The following is a 20152-nucleotide window of genomic DNA, read 5'->3' on the forward strand; positions in this document are numbered from 1 at the left end:
AAGATGCCCAGACCCCCAAAATGCCGCCGGGTCTGCGCCCTTCCGCGCACCAGCCGCTTCCTGCCCGACGGGGGCGAAGGGGAAGCGCTGCTCCCCGTGGTGCTGCTGGTGGACGAATATGAGGCCATCCGGCTGATCGATCTGGAAGGGCTGTCCCAGGAGGAGTGCGCGCAGCAGATGGAGGTGGCCCGCTCGACGGTGAGCGCCATCTACGACAGCGCCCGCAAGAAAATTGCCCAGTCCATTGTCGGTGGCAGGCGGCTGACCATCGAGGGCGGAAATTACCGCCTGTGCAGCGAGGAGGAGCGGCCCCATCGTCACCGGCGCCACTGCCGCAGGATGGGGCGGACGGTCCCCTGCTGTGCGGAGCGTGAAGAACAGGAAAAGAAGGAGTCATTATGAGAATTGCAGTAACCTATCAGGACGGACAGATTTTTCAGCACTTCGGGCATACCGAGCGCTTTAAAATTTACGATTGTGAAGACGGAGCGGTCACCCTTGCCACCACGGTGCATATGGATGGCACCGGCCACGGCGCGCTGGCGGGCGCGCTCAAAAACATGCAGGTGGATACCCTGATCTGCGGCGGGATCGGCGGCGGGGCCCGGCAGGCGCTGGCCGAGGCCGGGATCACCCTCTACCCCGGGGCGAGCGGAAGTGCGGACGAGGCGGTGCGCGCCCTGCTCGAAGGCAGGCTGCAATACGATCCGGACACCACCTGCAGCCACCACGACCACCACGGAGAAGGTCACGGGGACTGCCAGGGGCACAGCTGCGGCGGAACCTGTCACTAAAACAAAAAGGCGTGCCGGGAGTTTCCTCCCGGCACGCCTTTTTCATAGTTAGATGACCGCGATGACCTCGACTTCGACGAGCACGTTCTTCGGAAGGGTCTTGACCGCCACGCAGGAGCGGGCGGGCTTCCCGGTAAAGTACTTGGCATAGACCTCGTTGAAGGCGCCGAAATCGCCCATGTCCGCGATAAAGCAGGTAGTCTTGATCGCGTTCTCGAAGCAGGTGCCGGCCTCCTCGAGGATGGCGGCGATATTCTTTATCACCTGCTCGGTCTGGGCGGTGATCCCCTCAGGGATGCTGCCGTCGGCCGGGTTTATCGGAATCTGGCCGGAGGTATAGAGCATCCCGTTCACCACGATCGCCTGGGAATACGGCCCGATCGCACCGGGCGCCTTTTTGGTATCAATGACTGTTTTCATTCTGACACGCTCCAATCTATTCATTTTTCATCTTGCCGATGTAACGGTATACGGTTTGTTCCGAAACGCCCAGCAGCCCCGCCACCGAGGGGATGGTCCCCTTGACCAGGAAGACGCCCCGCCCCGAAAGGTCCTGCACCACCCGGCATTTCTGCTCGGGGGAAAGGGTCGACGCATCGGCGCCCATGGTCGCCTCGGAGATGGCGTGTGCGATGATTTCCCCCACCGAAAGGGTGAAATCCTCCTTGGCGCGGTGCTCGGGCAGCTGGCTTTCATCGATCATTAGGGCGGCGTCCAGCACCTCGCGGGCGTGAATCAGCTCGCTGATGTCGATGTTGACGCACATCAGCCCGATGAGCTCGCCCTCCTCCCGGATGAAGTAGGTCGAGCAGCGCAGCAGCCGGTTTTTCGGGCCGCGGCCGGTGTAGTTGACGAGGAAGTCCTTCTGCTCGTACTGCCGTTCGGTAAACAGCCCCAAGAGGTAATCGGTGATGGTCCCGCCCACCATCCGCCCGGTCACGCCGGGGCTGGTGATGTAGATGATCGAGTGCGATAAATCGCTCAGGTCGTGGATCACCACCTCACAGTTGGGGCCCGTCATCGCCTGGATGAAATCCGCAATCGGGAAATAACGCTCGAGACGTTCACGATTGGTCAACGCTCCCAGCCCCTCTCTGTGAGAAAAATTTCTTGTATGCCTTTATTGTAGCATGATTTTCCGGTTTGTAAATCCTTTTTTCTGTGGTTTGGCGAGAAAAAGTTATCAAATCCAAAAACCGGGCCCACGGCATTTGCCGCGGGCCCGGTTTTGCTGCGACACCGCTCAGCGGCCGCAGCACTTCTTATATTTTTTACCGCTCCCACAGGGGCAGGGGTCGTTGCGCCCGACCTTCTGGCCCTTGCGCACCGGCTGCTTCTGTTCAGGCTCGGTGCTGCCGCCCGAGGCGACCATGTCCTTGTCGTCGGCGACCTTCTCGCGCTTGGGCTCCTCAGAGTCGGTGCGCACCTGCACGGTGAAGAGGTGGCGCACCGTGTTTTCCCGGATCGAGTCGATCATGGCGTCGAACATCTCGAAGCCCTCGAGGCGATACTCGACCACCGGGTCCTTCTGCGCGTAGGAGCGCAGGTAGATCCCCTTCTTGAGCTCCTCCATGTTGTCGATGTGGTCCATCCAGTGCAGGTCCACGTTCTTGAGCAGGATGACCCGCTCGAGCTCGCGCATGAAACGGGGGGTGAACATCTCCTCGCGCTTTTGATAGATCTCGTGCGCGCGCTTTTTGATCATCTCGCAGACGTCGTCGGCATTCGCGTCGGCCAGCTTTTCGACGTCCTCATATTCGCTGAAGTCGGTCGGGACGGTGATCCACCCGAGGAAATGGGTGCGCAGGCCCTTGAAGTCCCAGTCGTCGTGCGCGACCCCTTGGGGCAGGTAGAGGGCGACCGCCTTCTCGATGGTGTCGTCGATCATCTTGGAGATGACGTCCGCGATGTCCTCGCCGTTGAGGACCTTGTTGCGCTGGCCGTAGATGATCTCGCGCTGCTTGTTCATCACGTCGTCGAACTGCAGCACGTTTTTGCGGATCCCGAAGTTGCGCGCCTCGACCTTCTTCTGCGCCCCCTCGATGGTGTTGGCCAGGATCTTGTGCTCGATGGGCATGTCCTCCTCGATCTTGAGGGTGTCCATCAGCCCCGCGGTACGCTCGCCGCCGAACAAGCGCATGAGGTCGTCCTGGAGCGAGAGGTAAAAGCGCGTCTCGCCGGGGTCGCCCTGGCGGGCGGCGCGCCCGCGCAGCTGGTTGTCGATACGCCGCGACTCGTGGCGCTCGGTGCCGATGATAAAGAGCCCGCCGGCGGCTTTGACCTTCTCGCCCTCCTCGGCGACCACCTTCTTGTGCGCGGCCATCTGCTCCTGGAAGAGCTTTCTCGCGGCGATGATCTCCTCGTTGTCGGTGTCCGCGAAGCCGGTGGCTTCGTTGATAACCTCCTCGGAGTAGCCGGCTTTCACCAGGTCTTCCTTGGCCATCAGCTCGGCGTTGCCGCCGAGCATGATGTCGGTGCCGCGCCCGGCCATGTTGGTGGCGATGGTCACCGCGCCGTACTTACCGGCCTGGGCGACGATCTGCGCTTCCTTCTCATGGTACTTGGCGTTGAGCACTTCGTGCTTGATGCCGCGCTTTCCGAGCATCTTGGACAGGTGCTCCGACTTCTCGATCGAGATGGTGCCCACCAGCACCGGCTGGCCCTTTTCGTGGCACTCGACGATCTGGTCGATGACGGCGTTAAATTTCGCATTCTCGGTCTTATAAACCACATCGGTGTGGTCGATCCGGCGCACCGGGCGGTTGGTGGGGATCTCCACCACGTCCAGGCCGTAGATTTCGCGGAACTCCGCGTCCTCGGTCATCGCCGTACCGGTCATACCGGAGAGCTTGTCGTACATGCGGAAGTAGTTCTGGAAGGTGATGGTCGCCAGGGTCTTGCTCTCGCGGTTGACCTCGACCCCTTCCTTGGCCTCGATGGCCTGATGGAGCCCCTCGTTGTACCGCCGGCCGATCATCAGGCGGCCGGTGAACTCGTCGACGATCAGCACCTCGCCGTCGCGCACCACGTAGTCGATGTCGCGGGTCATGATCCCGTGGGCCTTGATGGCTTGGTTGATGTGGTGCTGCAGGGTGGTATTTTCCGCGTCCATCAGGTTGATGACGTTGAAATATTTCTCGGCCTTTTTGACGCCGCGCCGGGTCAGGGTGGCGGTCTTGGCCTTCTCGTCCACGATGTAGTCGGCGTCGACGTCGTCGTTGTCCTCTTTGGTGTCGACTTCCTTGACCTTGATGTAGCCTAAGGTGCGCGCGAACTGGTCGGCGACCTTATACAGGTCGGTGGACTTGTCCCCCTTGCCCGAGATGATCAGCGGGGTGCGCGCCTCGTCGATGAGGATGGAGTCCACCTCGTCCACGACGGCGTAGTTGAAGCCGCGCTGGACCATGCGCTCCTTGTAGATCTGCATGTTGTCGCGCAGGTAGTCGAATCCAAATTCGTTGTTGGTGCCGTAGGTGATGTCGCAGTCGTACATCTCCTTGCGCGCATCCGGCTCGATGGCGTGTACGATCAGGCCCACCCTGAGCCCCAAGAAGCGGTAAACCTTGCCCATCCATTCGCTGTCGCGCTTGGCCAGGTAGTCGTTGACGGTGACGATGTGCACGCCCTTGCCGCCCAGTGCATTGAGGTAGGCGGGCAGGGTGGCCACCAAGGTCTTGCCTTCACCGGTGCGCATCTCGGCGATCCGCCCCTGGTGCAGGATGATCCCGCCGATGATCTGGACCGGGAAGTGGCGCATGCCCAGCACCCGGTCGGCCGCCTCGCGGCAAGTGGCGAACGCCTCGGGCAGGATGTCGTCGAGCGTCTCGCCGGCGGCCAGGCGCCCCTTGAGCTTATCGGTCATCCCCCGCAGCTCGCTGTCCGAGAGGCGCTTAAAATCCTCCTCCAGCGCCAGTACCTTGTCGGCGATGGGCTGAATCTTTTTTACCTCTCTCTGGGAATAGGAACCAAATACCTTATTGAGCAATCCCACGAATGCCTCACCTCAAAACTTTCTTATCCGGCGCCGCTATGGACGCCAATCCTATCATCATGCCGTGAATACGGACAAAAATGCACATATTGTTATTGTACACTTTTCCCCTCCAATATGTCAAATATATCTTGAATAAATCATGTATATAGTTTAAACTTTGGCTCCCAGGCGCTGGTTATTCAGGCACCAGGCGGTCACCGCCAGCAGCACCACCCCGGCCCCGATCAGGGAGAGCGTTCCCGGGCGCTCCCCCACCGCCAACAGCACCCACAGGGGATTGAGCAGCGGCTCGGCGACCGACACCAGCGAAGCGGTGAGCGCCGGGCAACGCCGGATGGCATAGGCGTAGAGGATATAGGGCAGGGTCTGCTGCACCAGGCCCAAAAAGAGGATGGAGCCGATCTGCGCCGCGCCGAGAACGGGCGGGGCCAAAAACCAGAAGGGCAGCGAAACGAGGAAGGTCATCCCCTGCCCGAGGATGATCACCCCGAACGGGCCGCTCTCCTCCTTGCAGGCATTGGCGCAGTAGACGTAAAACGAGGCGTTGGCCACACCGCTTAGTATGCCCACCAGATTCCCCGCAAGTCCGCCGGGGGTCAGCTGTTCGAGGAAAAACAGGGCTATACCTGAGAGGGTGACGAGCACCACCAGCATATCGGCGCCGCGTGGGCGCTGCCGGTAGATCAGCGCGCACAGCAGCATGACGAAGACCGGGGAGGTGTACTGCAGCACGATCGCGTTGGCCGCGGTGGTCAGCTTGGTGGCCAGCACGTAGCTCAGCAGCGTCGCGCAAAGGAAGGCCCCGCCCAGTACGCCCCGGCCCGTCAGGCGCACCGGGATTTTGGCTGCCTTGCAGAAGGCGAGCAGCGAAAGGCAGGCGATCAGCCCGCGCGCGCCCGAAATCACCACCGGGTGCCAGGGCAGCAGCTTGACGAACAGTCCCCCAAAGCTCCAGAGCACGCCGCACAGCAGCATGCAGCCGGTGGCGCCGGCGGGTGAGAGCGCGCCCAGGCGGCGAAGGGGAAAAACAGTGGTTTTCGGCATGGCGGGCTCCTCCTTTGGGCCGGTTGGGCCGCAATACAAAATTTCCAGCAAATGCTTTTCATTAAACGGCAAAGATAGTATAATAACAGTATTAGCGCTCTTTTTTAAAGGGAGTATCATCCGCCGCGGCGCGTTTTTTCAGGCGGATAGGACAAATGTAAGGGCGGGCTTTGCTTTCATGGTGTTTTCAAATCTCATTTTTCTTTACCTGTTTTTGCCGCTCAATATCATACTATATTACCTGTCGAAAAACAAGACATACCGCAACCTGGTGCTGATTCTCTTCAGCCTCCTGTTCTACGCCTGGGGAGAGCCGGTCTGGGTCTTTGTCCTCATGTTTTCTGTCGGGGTGGACTACTGCAACGGCCGGATCATCGAGCGCAGCCGCGGCCGCCTCGCCGCCAAGCTGGCGCTGGCGGTCTCGGTGGGGGTCAACCTTTCGCTGCTCGGGCTCTTCAAGTACAGCGGCTTCCTCGTCTCGAGCGTCAACGCCGCCCTCGGCCTCTCGCTGCCGGTGCCGCAGTTCATCCTGCCCATCGGGATTTCGTTTTATTCCTTCCAGGCGATTTCCTATGTCGTGGACGTCTACCGCGGGGACGTGGCCGCCCAGAAGAGCTACTACAAGCTTTTGATGTACGTCTCGCTCTATCCGCAGCTGGTCGCGGGCCCGATCGTGCGCTACAGCCAGATCGCCGTCGAGATAGACGAGCGCCGTACCACCAGCCAGGACGTGAGCCTGGGGCTGACGCGCATGCTCTGCGGGCTGACCAAGAAGGTGGTGATCGCCAACGTCGCCGGCAAGCTGCTCGAGGGGTTCACCGGCGCGCCCGTGGGCACCCTGTCGGTGGCCGGGGCATGGTTTGGCATGCTGCTCTTCGGTTTGCAGATCTACTACGACTTCTCGGGCTATTCGGATATGGCGATCGGCCTCGGGCAGGTCTTCGGCTTCCACTACCAGGAAAACTTTAACTACCCCTACGTTTCCAGGAGCGTCACCGAGTTCTGGCGGCGCTGGCACATCTCGCTGAGCTCGTTTTTCCGCGACTATGTCTATATCCCGCTGGGCGGCAACCGCCGCCGCCAGTATCTCAACCTTTTCATCGTCTGGTTCCTGACCGGGCTGTGGCACGGCCCGAGCTGGAACTTTGTGCTCTGGGGGCTCTATTTCGGGGTGTTCATCGCCCTGGAGCGCCTCTTCCTCTCGAAGGTCCTGGGGCGGCTCCCGCTCGTTTTTTCCCATCTTTACCTACTCGTGGTGGCGCTGCTGGGCTGGACGCTCTTCTACTTCGAGGACTTCGGGCGGCTGCGGGGGTATCTGGGCGTGATGTTCGGCCTCTCGGGCGCGCCGCTCTGGGAGACCAAGGTGGGGCTGGTGATCCTCAACAACCTTCTCTGGCTGATCGTGGCGCTGCTCTTCTGCCTGCCGGTGGTGCCGCACGTCAAGGCGCTGATCGCCCGGTACGCCAGCCACCGCCAGATGGTCCTGGTTCGCCTTTGCGAGACGGTGATGAACTTCGCCCTGCTCTTCCTGTGCACCTCGCTGCTGGTGGGCCAGAGCTTCAATCCATTCTTATATTTCCGCTTTTAGAGGTAAACACATGTACACCCCCAAAAACCGCAAGCGCACGCGCAAATATAACGCCGGCTACGCCGACCTGGTCAACACCGGGGCCGCCCTGCGGCGGCGGGACAGCCATTGGCGGGTGACCTCCAAGCTCAACGTGATCCTCCTGGTGGGAGTGCTCGCGTCCTTTGGCGTGCTCTCGCTGGTGCTTCCAAAGCCCACCGTGTCGGAGTATGAGAACCGCAGCCTGCAGGAGATGCCACACTTTTCGCTGCAGGGCCTTGTCTCGGGGAAGTACATCGAGGAGCTGGAGCTCTACTATTCCGACAGCTTCCCGCTGCGCGAGAATTTCGTGCGCGCGGCGGCAAATATCCAGGAGGACTTCGGGGTGGACCTGGGCGGGCGGCTGCACACCGCGCCCGACCCGGTTCATCAGGACGAGACGCCCTCCCCGGCGCCGTCCCGGCCCGAGCCCCAGGATTCGGCCGTGCCGGTGGAAAATGGGTACGAGACCCCCGCCGAGGAGACGCCCGAGATCCCCACGGTGGCGGATGACGGCGCGATGGGCGAGCAGTACGGCTCGGTCTTTATCTACAAGGGCCAGGCGCTGCCGCTCTTCTCACCCAGTGAGCAGAATTCCCGCCGCTATGCGCAGGCGATCAACGACTATCACGCCGCCCTGGGCGATTCGGCGCAGATCTATAATCTCATTGTCCCCGCGCACATCGAGTTTGCGCTGCCCGAGCGGCTGCAGGACATCACTTCGCCCGAGAAGCCGAACATCGACTTCATCTACTCCCTTCTGGAGCCCGGGATCAAGCCGGTGGACGCCTATACAAACCTCCTGCTCCACAATGACGAGTACCTCTATTTCGCCACCGACCACCACTGGACGGGGCTCGGGGCCTACTACGCCTATCAGGCGTTTTGTGAGCAGGCGGGCTTTGAGCCGGTGCCGCTGGAGAGTATGGAGAAGCGCACGCTGGAAAACTTTATCGGCAGCCTTTATACCCAGACGCAGAACTCCTCGCTGCTCAAGAACCCCGACCATGTGGATTACTGGATCATCCCCACCCCGCACAAGGTGGAGCAATACCTGCGCGGCTCGCCCTACCAGGGGCGGGAGACCACCCTGCTGGGCGAGTACGCCAAGAGCCCCAACAGCTATTCGGTCTTTTTGCAGGGGGACTATCCACTGACCAAGATCACCACCAACATCAAGAACGGGCGGAAGATCGCGGTGGTCAAGGAATCCTTCGGCAACGCCTTCTCCCCCTTCCTGGTCAACCACTATGAGGAGGTCTACGTGGTGGACCAGCGCTATTTCCAGCTCAACCTGGTCGACTATATGAAGGAGCACGGCATCAACGAGCTGCTCTTCATCAACAATATTTTCGCCGCCAACACCGCGGTGCGCATTTCGGAGATCGAGCGGCTGCGCACCCAGACCTTCCTGCCCTATAACCCGCCCGCGCCAAAGGAGGAGGCATCCTCGCAGGAGAGCTCCTCCGAGGGCGGGGAGGATGAGGAAAAGGCATCCAGCTCCTCGAAGCCCGAGAAGCGTTCGGGCGGGTATGACCGGGACTACTGGGAAAAGAAGAGAGACGACTAAATCAAAAGGAGGGAGCCGGGTGTTCCAGCTCAATCTGGTAAAGTATTTCAAATCCCACACCAGCGAGACGGTGCGCGCCTATGTGCAGAACACCGTGAGCACCAGCCTGCCGGTCTACGGCGTGCCGCTGCGGGATATCCGGGCGCTGGCCAAGACGATCAGCGGGGCGGATGCCGCGGCCTATGTCGATTTCTATATGGTGCCCACCTCCTACGAGCACGCCATGCTCTCGGCGATGGTGATCGGCAGGGCGACCTACAACGATTTGGTGGAGTACATGTATATCGTGGACTCGTTCATGGATTTCGTGGACAACTGGTCGGTCTGCGACACCTTTGCCGCCGCGCTCAAGATCGTGGGCAAGCGCCGGGAGCTGTTTTGGGATTTTGTCAAAGACCTGGTGGCCAGCGGCGAGGAGTACCGCGCGCGGCTGGGGTATGTGCTGATGCTCTATTACTATCTGGACGAGCCGGCCTATTTTGAGCGGATCTGCAAGGTGATGGAGCGTTATCCCACCGAGCAGCATTTCGTGGAGTACGCGAAGGCCTGGCTGCTTTCCTACGCCTGGCGCAGCTATCCGCAGCAGACGGGCCGGTTTTTGGTGCGCTCGGGGCTTTGCGATCAGACCAAGCTGACCGCCGTGCGAAAAATATTGGCGTTCCGGGATATTCCGCAGAGCGATAAGCAGCCCGTACGCGGTCTGCAGGACGTGCTGCAAAAGCGCGAGCGCATGCTGCGCGCCCAGCGCCGCGCCGAGGAGCGCGCCGAGGGCGGGGGGCGCCCCCGCAAGCCGAAGGCGCCCGGAGTGCGTCAGCTGGAGTATGAGCGCATCCGCGCTCTGGTGGAGAGCACCCGGTGCGAGCAGCAGGAAAAGGAGAGCAAGGTATGAGGCGGCGGCTGACGGCCCTTTTGCTGGCCATGGCGCTGCCGCTGTGCTCCTGCGGCCGGCAGGCGAAGAACGCGGGGCAGCTGCCCGAGGCGGCGGTTTTGGCGGTGGCGGTGGCGAAGGACTGCCCCGAAGCGGCGCTGCGGGTGCTGGAGGACTTCTGCGACGACATCGAGCGGCTCTCGGGGAACCGCTTGGGAGTTCAGCTGCAGCACTGGGAGGATCCGATGCTGAGCGGCGCGCAGGTGGTCTTTGCCGAGTCCGATGCGCTGGCGCAGGCGCTGCCGGCCTTCGCCGCGCTGCAGGCCGACTTCACCTTCAGCTCCTTCTCCCAGATGAACGACGCGCTGAACGCTCCCACGGTGCAGGAGCTCCTGTCAGCTCCGCTGCGAAGCCGGTACGGCTACGAGGTGCAGAGCGCCTTCTACTGCGGCAGGCAGTACCTGTTGGGGGTGCGAAACGATCTGACGGGCGCGGTGCGCACGGACGATTCGGACGCCATGCGCTGGGCGGTGCGGGACGTGCGGGACGGCACGATCGAACTGCGCGCGCTGACCGTGGGCGCCTCCTTCCCCAAGGATACCCTGTATTATGCCGATACCGAGACGCTCGCCGGCCTCCTCCCTCCCCAAACCGGGGAGCTGGTGCTCTGCGACCTTGGGTACCGTTACCAAACGGGGATGCTCTGCCTGCGCGAGGGCCTGCAAAAGGAGCTGGGCCAAAGGGACTACGCCACCGTGCTGGAGGCGGCGGCAATCGCGCGCCCCGCCTGCGAGGCGGCTTACCGGCAGCTGGACGAGGAGATCGCCGCAGCCCTGCCGGACCGGGTCGGGCCCTCCACCCGCCTGCGGCGGCAGGTGCGGGAGGAACAGGCGGGCCTTACCCTCTTCCAGCAGTGGCAGCAGCTTTACCAGGCCATTGAGGAGTACGGACGCTAGGGGCAGTAAAAAGGGATGCTCGCCGTTGGCAGAAAAGGCGAGCCCGACAGAAGGTGGGGATATTTTGGCGCTTGATCTTGTGGGATGGAATGTTGTCCTGGATTCCGATCATGCAGACGAGCTGTCTGCATTTTATGAAAGGCTGCTCGGCTGGACGCGGTTCAAAGGTGAAGAATATACAGTCTTGACGGACCTGGAGCAGAAGGGCCTTCCAACCTGGATTACCATTCAGCAGGCGGACGATTATGTGCCGCCCGTTTGGCCTGCGGAACGGGAAGAACAACAGCAGATGGCGCATTTGGACTTCCATGTCAAGGATGTGGAGGAAGCCGTGAAGCATGCTCTGGCATGTGGCGCCGCCATGTCTGAAATCCAATTCGATGATCGCTGGCGGGTGATGCTCGACCCTGCGGGACATCCGTTCTGTCTGCTTCCTCCCATTATGCCTTGGATGTAATCAGGACTTGCATGCAAAAAACCCGCCCCGGACGCTTTAAGCGCCCGGGGCGGGTTTTTTAACAGAAGATTATTTGATGATCTCGCCGTAGACCTCGCCGGCGCATCCGGCGGCGTTGGACTCGTCGGTGTCAATGTGCATGGCCAGCGCGAAGTCGCCGCGCACCCGGACCACCACGTCGTCGAACACCAGGCTGCGCCCGTCGGAATCGACCTTGACCTTGACGATCTGCTTGTCGCAAAGCCCCAGCGCCTCGGCGTCCCTTGGGGTGGCGTGGATGTGGCGCTTGGCGGCGATCACACCCTCGGAAAGCTCCACCTCGCCGCAGGGCCCGACCAGCTTGCAGGCGCCGCTGCCCTTGATATCGCCCGACTCACGGATGGGGGCGGCAACGCCGATGCTCCGCGCATCGGTCAAGGAGAGCTCGACCTGGGTCGCGCTGCGGGTCGGCCCGAGGATGGTCACGCCGGCAAGCTCGCGCTTGGGGCCCACCACCGTCACCCGCTCGACGCAGGCGAACTGCCCCGGCTGGGAAAGGTCCTTCTTGTTGGTCAGCTTGGCGCCCTTGCCAAAGAGGGTTTCGAGGTCCTGCTCGGTCACATGCACATGGCGTGCGGAGGTTTCAACCAATACTTTGTTGTCCATATCTGTACTCCATTTCCTCGCAGAGGTATGCGGGTCTGCGGCAAGGCCTCTGCGAAAGCCCGGCCGCGCGGCGCTTTCTAAAGGCGCCGTTTCCACTTAACATTTTAAAGCCTCTCTGCATAGATTGCAAGAGGTAATTTTGCGCCCGCTTTCAGGCGTTCGGATCGATCCCCAGTTCGTCGAGCTTGGCGCGGAAGATGCGGAAATGCTCCAGCCCGATGTTGCGGAAATACACCATCTTCCCCCGCAGGAAGGACGCGGGATGATAGGTCGGGAAAAACCAGGTATCCCCGATCTTGTACCACCGCCCGCACATGTCCTCCAGGTTGGTGCGCCCCAATATCAGCGTCTGGGTGGGCAGGCTGCCCAGGGTGACGATCACCTTGGGGGCGATCAGCTCGATCTGCTTTTTTAAGAAGGTGTTGATACAAAACGCCGATTCCTTCTTGCGCGGGCTGCGCCCAAAGAGCGGCATGCACTTGACCAGCTGGGTGATGTAGATGTTCGACTGGCGGCTCATCCCCACGCTTTCCAGCAGAAAGTCGAAGATCTCCCCCGCGTCCTGCACCAGGATTTCGCCGCACTCGTCCTCCTCCCGCGACGGGTTGGTCTGGATAAACATGATCGGCGCGTGCTCGTTGCCGTAGCCGAAAATCTTATAGGTGCAAAGCGAGCAAAACGGGCACCCCTCACAGCGAAAGCAGAGCTGTTCGAGCTGCTCGAGGGACTGGGCCTCACGCGCGCGCTTCATCACCGCCGCGGCGCTCATCCCCTCGGGCGCCGCCGTTTCGGTTGCCAATTATAATCCCCCCTACTCAGTAAACCTTGGTTTGTCCCCATGATAGCACTGTGCAAAGCGGATTGCAATCATTCGCCTTAGACTCCAGCGCGGTGCGGGCGGCAAAGGCCGTGTCTGCGGCGTCTAAAGGGATGTCCGGCGGCTGTAAAACAAATGCAATGTATCATAAACAAGCCGTTTGGAATATCATAAACTAGAAAGTAAGAATACTCTCTGAAGGAGGAAACAGTATGACCGAAGGCGTCAAGCTTGTGCGGTTTTTCCTGGGCGCAAACACACCGCAGGGCTTTGTTTCGAGGTTTGACCAGCTGGAACGCCAGAAAGACAGCTGGAGTACGTATATAATAAAAGGTGGTCCGGGCAGCGGAAAGAGCACCCTGATGAAGAACCTTGCCTGCGCCATGAAGGATAACGACAGCTACATAGAGGAAATATACTGCTCGTCCGACTGCGACTCGCTCGACGGGGTGATCTTCCACGACCGCAAAGCCTCCATCGCGGACGGCACCGCGCCGCATACCCTGGAGCCGAAATTCCCCGGCGCCTATGATGAGATCGTCAACCTGTGCGAGTGCTGGGACAGCGCCAAGCTGCGCGCGCACCGGGATGAAATCATGAAGCTCAACCGCAGGATTTCGGGGATGCACGAGCAGTCCACCCGTTTCCTCGCCGCTTACAGCGCGCTGATCAGCGACAACTACCGCCTCGCGCTGGAGTGCACCAATCAGGATAAGATCCGGGACTTTGCCGGCCGGCTCGCCAACAGGGAGCTGGGCGGCGGAGTCCGCCACGACCCGCCCCACGAGGACATCCGTTTCATCAGCGCCATCTGCAACAAGGGGGTGCTGGTGCTGGAGGATACCGCCAAGGCGCTGGCCGAGCGCATTTATGTCATCGACGACGAGTATTCCGCCTCCTCGCGGATCCTGCTTTCCCATCTGCGCGCCCTCGCGCTACAACGGGGATACGACATCATCACCTGCTACTGCCCGAGCGCGCCGTTCGAGAAGATCGAGCACCTCTTTATCCCCGCGCTCTCGCTGGGCTTCATGACCTCCAACCGGGTGCATCCGCTGGAGCTGGAGGCGTTCCGCACCCTGCACGCCCGCCGCTTCACCGACGTGGAGGCCCTGCGCCAGAAGAAGCAGCGTCTCTCCTTCAACCGCAAGGCGGCGTTCGAGATGCTCCACCAGTCCACCGAGTACCTCGCGGCGGCGAAAGAGCTGCATGACGAGCTGGAGAGCTTCTATATCGAGGCGATGGACTTTTCCCGACTGGAGAGCAAAAGAGACGAAACCATCGAAATTTTCTGCCGCGGCGATAAGGACTGAATATTCTGCTTTAAAAAAAGCCGCTCCCCGCCCATCAGCTTGAGCGGGGGGCAATTTTTGCTTTTTAAAACTTCGGACCCTTTTTCATTTGCCGGATTTGCTTGGAAAGGGAGCGCTGCCATGCCCGCTTCTCCTGCAGGTATTCCGACTTTTCGGCGGTGAAGGCGTTCTCCCGTTTCTGAGCGAGATACTGCTCCCACCGCGCGCGGGAGAGCTCTCCGCTTTCCAGCGCCGCCAAAACGGCGCAGCCCGGCTCGCTCTGGTGATGGCAGTCCGGGAAGCGGCAAAGGGGGAAGAGCGCCTCGACGTCGGAAAACGCGCTGCCGATTCCCTCGTCGGCGTCCCAGAGCCCGAGTTCCCGCATTCCCGGGGTGTCGATCACCAGAGCGCCGCCCGGCAACCGGAAGAGCTGCCGGTGGGTGGTGGTGTGCCGTCCGCGGCTGTCGTCCTCGCGGATGCCCTGCACCTTCATCACCTCCTGCCCCGCCAGGGCGTTGAGCAGCGAGGACTTGCCCACGCCGGACATCCCGAGGAAAACCGCCGTCTTCCCCGGGAGAAGATAGCGCTCCAGCTCCTCCATACCGGCTCCCGTGCGGCTGGAGAGGGCGTAAACCGGGGCGCCCGGCAGGGCGAGGCGGACCTCCTCGAGCACAGGCTGCACCTCAAAGCAGAGGTCGGCCTTCGTCAGCAGAACCACCGGCTGCCCGCCGCTCGAAAGCGCCGCCGAGAGGTAGCGCTCCAGCCGGCTCAGGCGCAGGTCCCGGTTGAGGGAAGACAGGATGAAGACATAGTCGAAATTTGCCGCCACCACCTGCTGCTGCACACCTTTGGCGTATTCGGCCTTGTGCCCGCCGAAATCAGAGCGGGAAAACTGGGAGCGGCGGGGCAGCAGCCCAGTGATCCTGCTGTCCCCGGTTTCATTGTATTGGAGCAGTACGAAGTCCCCCACGCAGGGGAAATCCTGCTGCTGCCCGGCGCTGTAAAAAAATGAACCGGTGGGCGCCGCCCAAACCTCGCCGCGCAAGCAGACGGCCTTGTACCGGTCGCGGTGCTGCTCGGTGACCCGCCCGGGCAGCAGCCCGCTTACAGGTTCCAGCGGCCCGTCATAGCCGTATTCCTTTAAATCGATCATATATGGCCTCCTTGAAGCGGTTGTTTCGTTTTAAACATACCGGAACACCCATAAACCATCCCCCCTTGTTAAGATGAACAGAGCCGGCGTGATTATGCCCGTAAAGACGGACAACCACGCCGGCCCGCGTATTGTAAATTTTAGAAAATCGAGAAGGCCACCACCAGGCTGGCGAAGACGATCGAGACCATCGACAGGAGCTTGATCAGGATGTTGATCGACGGGCCGGAGGTGTCCTTGAACGGATCGCCCACCGTGTCGCCCACCACGGCGGCCTTGTGGGCCTCGCTGCCCTTGCCGCCGTGCGCGCCGCCCTCGATGTACTTCTTGGCGTTGTCCCAGGCGCCGCCGGAGTTGGCCATCATCACGGCCAGGATGAACCCGGTCACCGTCGCGCCCGCGAGCATCCCGGCGACCCCGTTGACCCCCAGCACCAATCCGACGATGATCGGCGCGGCGACCGCCAGCAGGGCGGGCAGGATCATCTCATGCTGCGCGCTGCGGGTGCAGATATCCACGCACTTGGCGTAGTCGGGATCGACCTTGCCGTCCATCAGGCCGGTGATCTCCTTAAACTGCCGCCGCACCTCGACGACTATACTCTGCGCCACCTTGCCCACCGACTCCATGGTCAGCGCGGCGAAGAGGAAGGGCAGCGCACCGCCCACGAAGAGGCCGACGAGCACGGTCGGATTGGTGATCGACAGATCGAACACAAAGTCGGGCGCCAGCACCTTGATCTCGGCGATGTAGGAGGCGATCAGCGCCAGCGCGGTCAGCGCGGCCGAGCCGATGGCAAAGCCCTTTCCGGTCGCGGCGGTGGTGTTGCCCAGCGAATCCAGCGCGTCGGTGCGCTCGCGCACCTCCTCGCCCAGGTGGGCCATCTCGGCGATTCCGCCCGCGTTGTCCGCGACCGGGCCGTAAGCGTCGGTGGCCAGGGTGATGCCCAGCGTTGAGAGCATGCCCACGGCGGACAGGCCGATCCCGTAAAGGCCCATGTTGAAGTCCGCGCCGCCGCCCGAAACGTAGTAGCTCACCAGCACCGACACGCCCACGATCAGCACCGGCAGCACGGTGGAGAGCATCCCCAGCGACAGGCCGCTGATGATGATGGTGGCGGGGCCGGTCAGGGAGGAGCCCGCCAGCTTGCGCGTCGGCTTATAGCTGTCCGAGGTGTAGTATTCGGTGACCACGCCGATCAAAATACCGGCGCAAAGTCCCGAAAGGATCGCAAAATAAAGGCCTATGTACTGGGACCCGAGCCCGAAGTAGATCAGCGGGAAAGCGACGATCGCAATCAACCCGGCACTGATCCAGACCCCGCGGCGCAGGGCGCTCAGGAGGTTTTTCTGGCTGGCGCCCTCCTTGGTCGAGACGAAGAACGAGCCGATGATCGAAGCGAGAATCCCGATCGCGGCCATCGCCATCGGGATGGTCACCCCATGGAAGCCCAGCCCGGCGGCAACCGCGAGCGCGCCGGTGGAAATGATCGAGCCGACGTAGGATTCGTACAGGTCGGCGCCCATGCCGGCCACGTCGCCCACGTTGTCGCCGACGTTGTCGGCGATGACCGCCGGGTTGCGCGGGTCGTCCTCCGGGATGCCGACCTCGACCTTGCCGACCAGGTCGGCGCCCACGTCGGCCGCCTTGGTGAAGATCCCGCCGCCCACCCGGGCGAAGAGCGCCATGGAAGAGGCGCCCATGCCGAAGGTGAGCATGGCCGAGGTGATCGCCTGGACCTGGGCGTCCTCGAGCGCCTGGCCCGCCGCCAGCACCAGGTGGGCGGGATTGGAATACCAGAATTTCAGGAAATAGTACCAGAAGGAAATATCGAACAGCCCGAGCCCGACCACGACGAAGCCCATCACCGCGCCCGCCGAGAAGGCGACGCGCAGCCCGCTGTTGAGGCTGTGGCGCGCGCTGTTGGCGGTGCGGGAGTTGGCGGCCGTGGCGATCTTCATCCCGATGAAGCCGCTGAGGCCCGAGAAGAAGCCGCCCGTGACAAAAGCAAAGGGCACGAACATGGTAAGGAAACCGCTCATTGCCAGGATCAAGAGTACGACGAACATCACAACGAAGAAGATCAAAACGCCCATATACTGCCGCTTGAGATAGGCGTTGGCCCCCTGCTGCACCGCGCCCGAGATTTTTTTCATCAGGTCGGTGCCCTGGTCGGCCTTTAAAACCCTGCGCGCCAGATAGAGTGCGAAAAGCAGCGCCAGGATCGAGCCGGCCGGGGCCAGAATGGTAAGACTCATGCAAAACCCTCCATACTCAAATTGAGAATCCGAAAATCCTCTAGCCTAAGTATATTCTTGGGGATGGCAAACTTTCAAGATTCGTTTTGAATAGAGAAAATGTTTTTTTTTGTTGGTTTTGCATAATTGTTTTTTTATAAGCGAAAACGGCCGAGCCGCAGGGCGTTGAGCACCACCGAAACCGAGCTGAGGCTCATCGCCGCGGCGGCGAGCATGGGGCTCATGAGCGGCCCGCCGAAGAGGTAGAGCGCGCCGGCGGCCACCGGGATCCCCACGGTGTTGTAACAGAAGGCCCAGAAGAGGTTCTGCTTGATGTTGCGGATCGTCGCCCGGCTGAGGTTAATGGCGTAGAGCACGTCCCGCAGGTCGCTGCGCACCAGCACGATGTCCGCCGACTCGATGGCGACGTCGGTGCCCGAGCCGATGGCGATTCCCACGTCCGCCTGCGCCAGCGCGGGCGCGTCGTTGATCCCGTCGCCCACCATGGCCACGGTGTCACCCTGCGCCATCAGCTGGCGCACCTGCTCGCTCTTTTGGTGGGGCAGCACTTCGGAGAGGACCTCGCGGATCCCCACCGCTTTCGCGATCGCGGCTGCGGTGGCCCGGTTGTCCCCCGTCAGCATGGCGGTGCGCAGCCCGAGGCGGTGGAGCTCCCGCACGGTGTGGGCGCTGTGTTCCTTGATGGTGTCCGCCACCGCCACCAGCCCTTGCAGCGTGCCGCCGGCGGCGAGGAACATCGGGGTCTTGCCCTCCCCCGCCAGCCGCTCGGCCTGCTCCAGCGCGGGAGCGGGTGAGATCTCCCGTTCCTCCATCAGGGCGCGGTTGCCTAAAAGCACCGTTTCCCCTTCGATCTGTACCTCGATCCCCCGGCCGGTCAGGGAATGGAAGCCGGTGATGGGCAGCAGCGGCACCCCGTCCTCTTTGGCGCGCGCGAGGATCGCTTCGCCCAGCGGGTGCTCCGAGCCCTGCTCGGCGCTGGCGGCCAGACCGAGCAGCCGCCGCTCGTCCCCCGAAACCGCCCACAGGTCGGTTACCTGCGGCTTTCCTTCGGTGATGGTGCCGGTCTTATCGAAGACAATGGTGCGAACCTTGTGCGCGACCTCGAGCGCCTCGGCGTTTTTGAAGAGGACTCCGTTCTGCGCGCCCTTGCCGGTACCGACCATGATCGCGGTCGGGGTCGCCAGCCCCAAGGCGCAGGGGCAGGCGATGACCAGCACCGAGACGAAGATGGTGAGCGAAAACTCCACATCCCGCCCGGCGAGGAACCAACCCGCTCCGGCGAGGACGGCGATGAGCAGCACGGCGGGCACGAACCAACCGGAGATAATGTCCGCGAGCTTGGCGATCGGCGCCTTGGAACCCTGCGCCTCCTCGACCAGGCGGATGATCTGGCTCAGGGCGGTGTCCTTGCCCACCCGGGTGGCCTCGAAGCGGAAGTACCCGTTTTTATTGACGCTGCCGCCCACGACCTTATCCCCGGCGGCCTTGTCCACCGGCAGGCTCTCGCCGGTGAGCATGCTTTCGTCCACGCTGCCCTCCCCCTCGGTGATGGTGCCGTCCACCGGGATGCGCTCGCCGGGCTTGACGATCACCACATCCCCCGGGACGATCTGCTCGATGGGCACCTGCTGCTCCTGCCCGTCCCGCACGACGAGCCCGTTTTTTGGGGTGAGGCCCATCAGCTTCTGGATGGCGTCGCCGGTGTGGTTGCGGGAGCGCTGCTCCAGGAACTTGCCGAGCATGACCAGGGTGATGATGGTGGCGGTGGACTCAAAATAGAGCCCATGGTGCGCTGCCATGTGATCCCCCGCATAGATGCGCACCAAGGAATAGATACTATAGAGGAAGGCGGCGCTGGTGCCGATGGCAATGAGGGAGTCCATATTCGGCCGCAGCCTCAAAAGGGAGGTGAAGCCGACGGTATAGAAGCGGTACCCGGCGAGCAGGACCGGCAGGCAGAGCAGAAGCTGCGTGACGGCGAAGGCGAAGGGATGCGCCATCGGGTCGAGGAAGCCGGGAAAAGGCAGGGAAACGGGGAGCATGGGCGCCATGGCGAGGTAGAGCAGCGGGAGGGTGAAGGCGGCGCAGAACCAGAGCTTGACCCGGGCGGTATTGAGCTCGCGGCGCTTTCGCTCGCGCAGCTGATCGGGGGAAGCCTGCTGCGGCTCGATGACCGAGAAGCCGGCCTTTAAGATGATATCGCGGATGCGCGCGGGCGAGAGGGCACGCTCGTCGAATTCGATCTGCGCGCTTTCGGATGCGAGGTTGACGCGCGCGGAAGCGATGCCTTCGTTTTTGCGCAGGGCGCGTTCGATGCCGGCGGCACAGGCGGCGCAGGTCATTCCGCCTATACGGATGGTGATGGACTGCATAAGAATTCCCCCCGATTTCACAAATGTACTAACACTAGCTTGTGAAACGGGGGGCCGAATATGAATACCAGCTTTTCACAGGCGGCAGCCTGCCGCCCCCGATTCGCGAAAGAACTAGTTTTACAAGGTGCAAATGCGCAGCCCGCGCTTTGAACGGGAGGGTTTCCAAAGGGCCCAAGGCCCTTTGGCGGGTGTCCAGCGGGCGGAGCCTGCTGGGCGCTCCCCGCAGGGAGTGAAACTCTTTAGCACCAGCGAAGCGCGGGGAGGGGAGGCCGAGCTTCCAGTGGAAGGTCGGACGGGGAAACCCCAAGAGGGGGTTCCCCAAT

General features: G+C 62.0%; 17 protein-coding genes. 8 read left to right on the plus strand and 9 right to left on the minus strand.

From position 1 onward, the window contains the following. Positions 1-3 precede the first annotated feature (3 nt). Positions 4-402 carry a DUF134 domain-containing protein gene (locus B5477_RS14390; protein ID WP_079700325.1) on the plus strand — a complete coding sequence of 133 codons (399 nt, stop codon included), beginning with the start codon at positions 4-6 and terminating at the stop codon, positions 400-402. Then, positions 399-794: a NifB/NifX family molybdenum-iron cluster-binding protein gene (locus B5477_RS14395; RefSeq protein WP_079700326.1), complete on the plus strand. Its 396-nt coding sequence runs from the start codon at positions 399-401 to the stop codon at positions 792-794. Before B5477_RS14390 ends, B5477_RS14395 begins: the two co-directional genes overlap by 4 nt. A gap of 48 nt (positions 795-842) precedes the next feature. Here the strand turns inward: B5477_RS14395 and B5477_RS14400 are convergent, their stop codons facing one another. From B5477_RS14400 to B5477_RS14415, 4 genes are all read right to left on the minus strand, one after another. Then, the gene (locus tag B5477_RS14400) at positions 843-1214 is read right to left on the minus strand and encodes a RidA family protein (protein ID WP_079700327.1); all 372 of its coding nucleotides are present in this window, start codon (positions 1212-1214) and stop codon (positions 843-845) included. 16 nt (positions 1215-1230) lie between these two features. Then, complete coding sequence (locus B5477_RS14405) at positions 1231-1872, minus strand: helix-turn-helix transcriptional regulator (protein ID WP_079700328.1); 642 nt, start codon at positions 1870-1872, stop codon at positions 1231-1233. Between the two features lie 165 nt (positions 1873-2037). After that, a complete protein-coding gene (gene secA / locus B5477_RS14410; protein ID WP_079700329.1) occupies positions 2038-4785 on the minus strand; it encodes a preprotein translocase subunit SecA in 2748 nt (915 codons plus the stop codon). A gap of 153 nt (positions 4786-4938) precedes the next feature. Further along, on the minus strand, positions 4939-5832 hold the full coding sequence (locus B5477_RS14415) for a DMT family transporter (RefSeq protein ID WP_159449076.1): 894 nt from the start codon (positions 5830-5832) through the stop codon (positions 4939-4941). Positions 5833-6010: 178 nt separating this feature from the next. Here B5477_RS14415 and B5477_RS14420 point away from each other — a divergent pair, with 178 nt between their 5' ends. From B5477_RS14420 to B5477_RS15395, 5 genes are read left to right on the plus strand one after another with little or no spacing between them, the layout of a single operon-like run. Next, a complete protein-coding gene (locus B5477_RS14420; protein ID WP_079700331.1) occupies positions 6011-7420 on the plus strand; it encodes an MBOAT family O-acyltransferase in 1410 nt (469 codons plus the stop codon). Positions 7421-7430: 10 nt separating this feature from the next. After that, positions 7431-9008 carry a DHHW family protein gene (locus tag B5477_RS14425; protein ID WP_079700332.1) on the plus strand — a complete coding sequence of 526 codons (1578 nt, stop codon included), beginning with the start codon at positions 7431-7433 and terminating at the stop codon, positions 9006-9008. Positions 9009-9027: 19 nt separating this feature from the next. Beyond that, positions 9028-9897, plus strand: coding sequence for a DNA alkylation repair protein (locus tag B5477_RS14430; protein WP_159449077.1), 870 nt, complete (start codon positions 9028-9030; stop codon positions 9895-9897). After that, complete coding sequence (locus tag B5477_RS15390; RefSeq protein ID WP_079700334.1) at positions 9894-10832, plus strand: hypothetical protein; 939 nt, start codon at positions 9894-9896, stop codon at positions 10830-10832. The genes B5477_RS14430 and B5477_RS15390 overlap by 4 nt, the downstream gene beginning before the upstream one ends. Before the next feature lie 25 nt (positions 10833-10857). After that, on the plus strand, positions 10858-11289 hold the full coding sequence (locus B5477_RS15395; RefSeq protein ID WP_242942211.1) for a VOC family protein: 432 nt from the start codon (positions 10858-10860) through the stop codon (positions 11287-11289). Between the two features lie 69 nt (positions 11290-11358). On the opposite strand, the gene pduL is transcribed toward B5477_RS15395, so the two are convergent. Continuing rightward, positions 11359-11934 carry a phosphate propanoyltransferase gene (gene pduL / locus B5477_RS14445; RefSeq protein WP_079700335.1) on the minus strand — a complete coding sequence of 192 codons (576 nt, stop codon included), beginning with the start codon at positions 11932-11934 and terminating at the stop codon, positions 11359-11361. Between the two features lie 151 nt (positions 11935-12085). Then, entirely contained in the window at positions 12086-12733 is a 648-nt protein-coding gene (locus B5477_RS14450; RefSeq protein WP_079700336.1) for a uracil-DNA glycosylase, read from the minus strand. A 230-nt stretch (positions 12734-12963) separates the two neighbouring features. On the opposite strand from B5477_RS14450, the gene B5477_RS14455 reads away from it, so the two are divergent. After that, positions 12964-14064: a hypothetical protein gene (locus B5477_RS14455; protein WP_079700337.1), complete on the plus strand. Its 1101-nt coding sequence runs from the start codon at positions 12964-12966 to the stop codon at positions 14062-14064. A gap of 64 nt (positions 14065-14128) precedes the next feature. Here B5477_RS14455 and rsgA read toward each other — a convergent pair whose 3' ends face one another. The 3 genes from rsgA to B5477_RS14470 all read right to left on the minus strand — a co-directional run bounded on the left by rsgA (position 14129) and on the right by B5477_RS14470 (position 19826). Continuing rightward, positions 14129-15196: a ribosome small subunit-dependent GTPase A gene (gene rsgA, locus B5477_RS14460; RefSeq protein ID WP_079700338.1), complete on the minus strand. Its 1068-nt coding sequence runs from the start codon at positions 15194-15196 to the stop codon at positions 14129-14131. Positions 15197-15336: 140 nt separating this feature from the next. Continuing rightward, entirely contained in the window at positions 15337-17454 is a 2118-nt protein-coding gene (locus tag B5477_RS14465) for a sodium-translocating pyrophosphatase (protein ID WP_079700339.1), read from the minus strand. Positions 17455-17588: 134 nt separating this feature from the next. Continuing rightward, a complete protein-coding gene (locus B5477_RS14470; RefSeq protein WP_079700340.1) occupies positions 17589-19826 on the minus strand; it encodes a heavy metal translocating P-type ATPase in 2238 nt (745 codons plus the stop codon). Positions 19827-20152: the final 326 nt, after the last annotated feature.

Origin of the sequence: Provencibacterium massiliense, from assembly GCF_900169495.1 — a bacterium.
Taxonomy (GTDB): Bacteria; Bacillota; Clostridia; order Oscillospirales; family Ruminococcaceae; genus Harryflintia; species Harryflintia acetispora.